This window comes from Candidatus Magnetaquicoccus inordinatus, assembly GCF_004217665.1.
Taxonomy (GTDB): domain Bacteria; phylum Pseudomonadota; class Magnetococcia; order Magnetococcales; family Magnetaquicoccaceae; genus Magnetaquicoccus; species Magnetaquicoccus inordinatus.
Window position 1 is genome coordinate 1 of the sequence record NZ_RXIU01000172.1, and the last position, 7,781, is coordinate 7,781.

The window sequence follows — 7,781 nt, forward strand, 5'->3', positions numbered from 1 at the left end:
AGATTCTGCAGCGTGAGATTGAACGTGTGGCTCTCAGCAAAGAAAAAGATAGCGCCAGCCGTGATCGTTTACAGGCTCTGGAAAAAGAGTTGGCCGATCTGAAAGAAAAATCGGTACAACTGACCGCTATTTGGGAACAGGAACGCCACGCCATCGCCCAGGCACAAACGCTGAAAGAGAGTCTCGAACGCAAACGTTTTGAACTGGAAGAGGCAGAACGCTTGGTCAATCTGGAAAAGGCCGGTCAACTGCGCTATGGCGAAATTCCTGCCCTGGAAACACAACTGCTCAAGGCACAGCAGATGGCCAGCAACAGTGGTCGTCGCCTGTTGCGGGAAGAGGTTTGTGAAGAGGATATTGCCGCCATCATCGCCCATTGGACAGGCATTCCCGTCGCCCGCATGCTGGAGGGCGAAAGAGAAAAATTGCTGCATATGGAGGAGCGTTTGGCAGAGCGGGTGATTGGGCAAGAGGCTGCCGTCCAGGCTGTCTCCCGTGCTGTGCGCCGCTCGCGTGCGGGGCTGCAGGATGCCAACCGCCCCATCGGCTCCTTTATCTTTATCGGACCAACCGGTGTGGGTAAAACTGAATTGGCCAAAACCCTGGCTGCATTTCTCTTTGACGATGAACAGGCCATGGTACGGATTGATATGTCAGAATATATGGAACGCCATGCGGTGGCACGACTGCTGGGCGCCCCTCCTGGATATGTCGGCTATGAGGAGGGGGGACAGTTGACTGAAGCGATTCGGCGCCGTCCCTACAGCGTTATTTTGCTGGATGAAATTGAAAAGGCCCATCCAGAAATCTTTAATGTCCTCTTGCAACTGCTGGATGATGGACGCTTGACCGATGGCCAGGGACGCACCGTTGATTTTCGCAATACAGTCATCATCATGACCTCCAATGCCGGTTCACACGCCCTCGACGCAGTTGACCACCATGGCCTGGAAGAGCTCTCGGCAGAACAGGCAGCAAGAGCTGCCTTGCGTGCCATTTTCCGTCCTGAATTTCTCAACCGTTTGGATGACATCATCCTCTTCCACCGTCTGGCGCGCAGCCAAATGGATGCCATCGTAGAGATTCAACTGCGGCGACTGAGTGAACGCATGGCGGAGCGCAAAATGGGACTACTGCTTTCCCAGGAAGCACGCCATCGGTTGGCAGAGTTGGGCTTTGATCCTGTGTATGGCGCCCGCCCCCTGAAACGGGTGATCCAACAGTGGGTCCAGGATCCGTTGGCGGAAGGGATTCTTGCCGGAACCTTCCGGGATGGTGATCTGATTGCAGTAGAGTCTGGCGAAAAGGGTCTCACCTTTGTCGTCACTGGCAACAGTCGAAACGAAACATGATCGAAAACAAACCGGCTTTACAGAGACCAAATGGCTGCCACAGCGCGCACTGACAGTAGCCACACCCAAAGTGCACAACAGTTGCGCAGCCATACCAATAACCGTAACCCTTCCAACCACTCTGCCTGGCGGCTGGAGAGCGCGATCATCTCCGTCAACAACAAAGCCGCCAGCACCCCTCCTTGCCAGCCTTGCCAGAGAGACCAGCTCTGCCAGCCCGGCTGCAACCACTGAGCCGGCAAAGGAATGGAAAAAACCAGGAGAGCGGCCATTATTCCTGCCACCAACCAGGAGAGCCAACGCCGCATGCGTTCCCAACCTCCGTTGCACAATGCGCAGCGCCACTCTTCGCGCAGAGCAACATCACGGTTGAATGGTCCGCTCTCCAACCATAACAGGGGCCAATACAACCAGATGGTCGATTTGATCCCCCACCGATAAAGCATGGCCGGCAAAAAAAAGCAGACAAAGGCCAGCACACCAAAGAGCCTTTTCAACAGGCCAGGCGCGAGCAAAATTTCTTTGATTTCAATAATAGAGAATGCCTTGGTCCACAAAAGCAAATCGGGAACCAGCTCTGGTGGATGATGCAGATCCAATATCCACAAAAAACGCCGCCAATTGCCAGGCAGGGAGCGCAGACCATACCAGGGGTGGGCCAAGGTGGCCACCACTCGTACCAACAGGGAGCGCAACCAGATACCGATAATCCACGGCACCCCAGCCAAGAGAATGGCAATGGCCAATTCTCCCTCTCCTGCCACTGCTCCCAACCACATCAGGGTAATCGCCGCCGCCACGATGCCCACCAAGGTGACCGCCAAACCCCAGGCAAAAGCCACCTCCACAATGCCTGCCCGCGCCGCCCCTATGGCCAAGGAGAAGGCCACCAGCAAGGCAATAAGTACCGCCCCCTCCATGGCTCCGGCCACCGCCAGAGCCATGGCAATCCACATGGACAACAGGCTGATCAGTGTGACGCGAAAGAAGAGTTGCCACTGTCCGACATAAGGTAAAAATTGCTCTGCCAAGGATGCAGCGAGAAAACCGGTGCCAAAAAGAATGATCGGCAAAAAGACAAACCAGTAGAGAAAGGGTGTACCAAAAGGGGTCAATGCGGTTTTATCCGCCACATAGGCGGCAAACCAGCGTGCTCCTTTTTCAGTGGAGAGCGGTGAACGCAACAACAACAAGGGAGCAAACACAAAGGGAATCCATACCGACCAGTGCGGCGCCCCTTGCCAAACCAGCCAGCCTCCCAGCACCGCGGCCCAAAATGTTTCCGCCACCGCCAACCAGCTTGGCTCCCCCCAGATCACCGACTCTTTACTGGAAACAAGACGCATGCTGTTTTTCCATCCACTCCGGCAGTGCTACGGTGAGGTGGTGGCTATTGAAAAATCTGCTCATACTCCTGGCGCGCCCGGTCATAGTCGCCCATCTGCCCAATATCCATCCAATAATCCAGAAAAGGAAAGGCTGCCGCCGTCATCCCTGCTGCCACCACCTTGCGCAACAGATCCGGCATATCCAGATAGTGGTGCGCCGGAATCAACGACAAAACCGCCGGATCCAGAACATAAATACCGGCGTTGACAAAATAGTGGTGGGTGGGTTTCTCCTCAATGGCCAGCAGACGATGCTGTGCCAACTCAACCACACCAAAAGGGATGGTTTGTTCGACACGTCGCACACACAAAGTTGCTTGCGCCTGATGTGTGGCATGAAAATCCAGGATGTGTTGAAAATGGATACGGGTCAACAGATCACCGTTCATGACAAAAAATGGCTGCTCAGGGGGTTCGGGCAACAAGGAGAGTGAACCTGCTGTCCCCATACGCTCCTTCTCTTCCAAATAGCGAATTTCCGCTCCCCATGCGGCACCATTGCCAAAATATTCCTGAATCATCTGCTTTTTATAGTTTACCGAAAGATAAAAACGGCGAAAACCATATTGCAGAAAACTCTCCAGAATCACCTCCAATATCGGTTTGTGTCCTACCCGCAGCAGCGGTTTGGGACAGTCGCGGGTAATTGCGCCCAAACGACTGCCCAATCCCCCGGCCATCAACACCACCCAATTTTCTTTGCAGAGCGGCTGGGTCAGCTCTTGCAGCAGCTCCATACCCACCAATACACCACGCTCATCCACCACCGGCAGGTGTTCAATCTCCCGCGCATTCATCAAGGCCAACACCTGTTCGCGGGAATCGGTCACTTGTACAGTGATAGGATGGGGATTCATCACCCGACTGACCGGTTCCTGCAAACCAATCTGGTTGAGCAGCCCGCGACGAATATTGCCATCGGTCACCACACCCAGCAGATGTCCCTGTTCATCCACGACCAGGGCCACACGCATCGCCCCCTGATCGATCACCTGAATGGTCTCCAGAATGGTTGCCTCGGCACCTACCAATACCGAACGCCAAGAGCGGCGCTTATTCATTTTGTCAACTCCCTGGCTGGAACACCGACAACGGTTGCCCCTGGCGGCACATCCCGTACCACCACGGCCCCTGCACCTATACAGGCCCGTGCCCCGATGCGTATTCCTTGAATCACTGTTGCCCCTGCACCAATATGCGCCCCTTCACCCACCTCTACATTACCGCACAAAATCGCCCCCGTAGCCACATGCGCATGGGCCTGTACGATACACTCATGTTCCACTACCGCTCGGCTATTGATCAACACATTGGCCGACAATTGACAACCATTTTGAATCACTGCCGCTGCCATGACTTGCACCCCTTCCGCCTGGACCACCGATTCTGCCAACCAGGCAGCAGGATGAATCAGAGAGGCAAAACCATAGCCTTGTTCCTGCAGTTTCAGGAACAGCAAGCGCCGTTTTTCTGTACTGCTGACCGAGCCGAGACCATTGAGCAACAACACAGAGCGGACAGACAATCGAGAGAGATAGCCATCATCCCCCAACAAGGGGGCCGGGCAACCATGCTGCACAATGCTCTGTGGATCGGGATCCACCACTCCAACCACTCTCTCCATCCAACCCAACCCCTGCAAGGTTGACAACAATACCCGGCCATGTCCGCCACAACCCAGCAATATGAAACGCATCTCCCCTCCTCGGTTTCCCCTCAACCAGACAGCGACGCAATACAGCAATCACCGACTCCTCGGCATCTTTTCCATTTTTTCCGCTCAACCCAGACAGCGACGCAAAACAGCAATCACCTGCTCCTGCTCCTCCTCCCGCAAGGAGGTGGAACAAGGCAAGGTCAAGATTCGATAGTGGATGGATTCACTGACCCTCTGCCGTGAACGGGGAGCCTGCTGATAGGGAGGCTGCAAATGGACCGGCTTCCAGAATGGTCTGGCCGCCACCCCATCCTCTTGCAAGCGGGCAATCAGCTTACGCATCTGCTCAGGTGTTGCATCGCACAACAACCCTCCCGAAAACCAACAGGCACTCTGGTATCCCGCAGGCTCAGGAAAAGGTTGGATAAAGTGCGCATATTCTTGAAACAGCGCATTATAGCGCTCCCGAATCCGCCGTTTGGCTGTGATGAAGGCTGAGAGACGTTCCAACTGGGCACAACCGACTGCTGCCTGCACATTGGTCATGCGATAGTTAAAACCGATCCGATCATGATCATACTCCTCTCCTTGGCGCGCTGTAGTCGCCAAATGGCGAACCAGTTGCAAAAGAGACTCCTGCGCACCGACTACCGCACCGCCACCACCACTGGTCACCGTCTTGTTGCCATTGAATGAAAAAACTGTCAAATCGGCTCCCAATGTCCCAACCGCCTGTTCTCGACAGGAGCTGCCCAAAGCGGCGGCTGCATCCGCCACCACCGGCAAACGCCACTTCCGGGCAAGAGCCCCAAGGCGCTGCATATCGGCTGGCAACCCCAAGGTATAGACCGGCATCATGGCGGCCACACGCCGACCGCTGGGCCGATGCAGCAATCGCTCACCCTCCAGGAGACACTCCTGCTCCAACAACTGCTCCAGCAAGACCGGATCCAGATTCCAACTGCCGGGCTCCACATCGAGCAGCCACGGTTCAGCGCCACAATAGGCAATCGCATTGGCACTGGCGATAAAGGTCAAGGAGGGCAAAATCACCAGATCGTCGCGCCCCACCCCTACTGCGGTCAGCGCCACATGCAGCCCAGCCGTACCACTGGCTGTAGCCACCGCATGGCTGCAACCGGCTGCCTGGGCAACCGCATGCTCAAAACGCCCGACAAAAGGCCCCACTGAGGAGACAAAACCGCTCGAAATGCACTCCTGCAAATAGCGCGCTTCATTACCGGTCAGATCGGGAACCGCCAAAGGGATCATGGCTGCCCAACCACTGCATCGGCAGGAAAGAGTTGTTGCCAGAACAGTTGCGCCGCTTTGTTGCCCGGATCCAGTTGCAAAACCTGGGTAAACACCGCGCGCGCCGCCTCCAGGTTACCCATTTCGCCATGCAGCTTGCCTAATTTATTCAGGGTCACCAGATCATTTTTTACCAATTGGACAAAGCCACCATAAACTGCCACCGCCTCCTCGCGCTGGCCGGTCAAACGCAGCAAATCGCCATAATGGGGAATGTGCAGGGTTGCCCGTTGTGCAAGCTGCTTGGCAATGGGCAGAGCCCCGAGCAGATCCTGGCGCAGCAACTTGACCGTCAATAATTGCTGCAAGGCATCGGTCAGCAACACCGGCAAGCTGATCTGCCCAAAACAGCCTTCTGCCGCGGTAAAATCACCTGCCAGGACGGCAGCCAGGCCGCGAATCAACAACACATATTGCTCTTTATGCTCCATCACCATCCGATCCATACTGCCAGTCACCGCACTTTCCGCCAAACTCTGCTCCAACCCCTCGGCAAAGGTCAACAACCGTTGCTGCTCCTTCTGCCGAAACAGCTTCATCACCCTGGCGCGCACCACCTGCGGGGTGGCCATCCTTTGGAAAAGATAGGCCTTATAGTCGGTCTCTGTCTCTTGCAGAGCCTGCTGATAGCTCTCCACCAGACTTTGCAGTGCCGGTCGCACCCCTTCAGCAAAAGCCGAGAGACCACCTGCATGCGCTTCCAGCAAGCGAAACACCCGTCCTGGATGTTGATCCCGCTGCCATTGGTTGATCAACACTTTTAACGCAGGATGGGCTTTTTCCTCTTCAATGCGCGCCCGCAAACGCTGACGAATATCATCAAGCAAGCGGGTCAAAGCCCCCGCACTGTCGCGATAGATCTCATAATAACGCCGTCCGGTATCCTCAATCTCCTGATCGCTCCACTCTCGCTCCTTGTCCGGACGTGACAACTTGAGAAAATCGGCCACTCCCCATTTTTTTACCAGGACCGAGGCCACCCGCAACTCCTCATCCAGGGTGCGTTCAATGGCATCCATGCGTAATTTATATTTGAAATCTGGTGGTTTGCCTTTTCTACCAAAAAACCGATCGTTACAGATAATCGCTTCACTGGTCAGGCGGGTAACCTGTTGCACCAGGTTGCGCATACGCAGCAGTTCATCGTTGACCTTCTCATAATGCTGCAAGCGGTTTTCTGCCGTATCAGGGGGCAAAATGGTTTGCAAATAGTGCCAGGCATCGATCTTTTCTGCCGCAACGACCACCTCCTGCCAGGGCAGATGATCCACATGGCCCACCTTGGCGGCACCTGGAGCGGGATTGATTACCCGACTGCCGCGCATCTGCGCATAGTGGGCCAACTGCTCCAGGCTGGGAATGGCACATAAAAATTCATGCTTGGTCTCGGCTTGCCAGCCACCATTGGTCTCCACCCACAACTCCAAAGGGGCAGCAAAAGGACCGGTTTTGCGCTCTTCGCTGCCGATGGCATGGGTAAAACCGTGCCGGTCGTAACACAGATCAAATCCCGCCAAGATGATCTGGGAAAAACCCATCTCGATTGCCATACCCAACGCCTGATGGCTGACCGTAATCCCCGGAAAGGAGAGCTGCCTGCTTGGATTCAACGGCGTTTCCCAAGGAAACAGGGGGCCCATAAACAGCGAGCGCCCACGCCACTGTCCCAACAAACGCGGGTTCAAATGGTAGACGTTAATCAGCAAGCTCTGCTGCCAATAGGAGAGCATCCCTTTGCTTTGATGAAAAATAATATCGTGGGGATCGATGGCAAAAAAACAGTCCACAGTAATCCCTGCCTGTGCCAACTGCTCGGCAATGCGCGACACGGCCAAGACAACAACATGTTCGCGATGGGCTTTGACCCAGGCAAAACTCTCCGGCAAGGAGGGCCCCCCCGCCAACAAAATCGCTGTTTTGCCTGCAAACAATCCCAGTGCACACTCGGCTGGAATACGGTTTTCCGCAAGATTTTCCATACCCTTGACCATAAAGACACGGGAACCGATCTCCCGGCCAACCATGGCCTGATAATCGTTGAGCTCCTCCTCAAACTGTTTCCAGAACAGAGCA

6 protein-coding genes are annotated in these 7,781 nt (G+C 55.1%); 1 reads left to right on the top strand and 5 read right to left on the bottom strand.

Annotated elements, in window-relative coordinates:
- On the top strand, positions 1-1,352 hold a 1,352-nt coding region (locus EJP87_RS11725; protein WP_130472065.1), incomplete at its 5' end, for an AAA family ATPase.
- 17 nt (positions 1,353-1,369) lie between these two features.
- Here the strand turns inward: EJP87_RS11725 and EJP87_RS11730 are convergent.
- The 5 genes from EJP87_RS11730 to EJP87_RS11750 form a co-directional block, all read right to left on the bottom strand.
- Entirely contained in the window at positions 1,370-2,698 is a 1,329-nt protein-coding gene (locus tag EJP87_RS11730) for a hypothetical protein (protein WP_130472066.1), read from the bottom strand.
- 44 nt (positions 2,699-2,742) lie between these two features.
- A complete protein-coding gene (locus EJP87_RS11735; protein ID WP_130472067.1) occupies positions 2,743-3,801 on the bottom strand; it encodes a nucleotidyltransferase family protein in 1,059 nt (352 codons plus the stop codon).
- On the bottom strand, positions 3,798-4,436 hold the full coding sequence (locus EJP87_RS11740; RefSeq protein WP_130472068.1) for an acetyltransferase: 639 nt from the start codon (positions 4,434-4,436) through the stop codon (positions 3,798-3,800). Before EJP87_RS11740 ends, EJP87_RS11735 begins: the two co-directional genes overlap by 4 nt.
- Positions 4,437-4,520: 84 nt before the next feature.
- On the bottom strand, positions 4,521-5,669 hold the full coding sequence (locus EJP87_RS11745) for a DegT/DnrJ/EryC1/StrS family aminotransferase (RefSeq protein WP_130472069.1): 1,149 nt from the start codon (positions 5,667-5,669) through the stop codon (positions 4,521-4,523).
- The coding region (locus EJP87_RS11750) for a motility associated factor glycosyltransferase family protein (RefSeq protein ID WP_130472070.1) at positions 5,666-7,781 on the bottom strand (2,116 nt) is incomplete at its 5' end. The genes EJP87_RS11745 and EJP87_RS11750, both read right to left, overlap by 4 nt.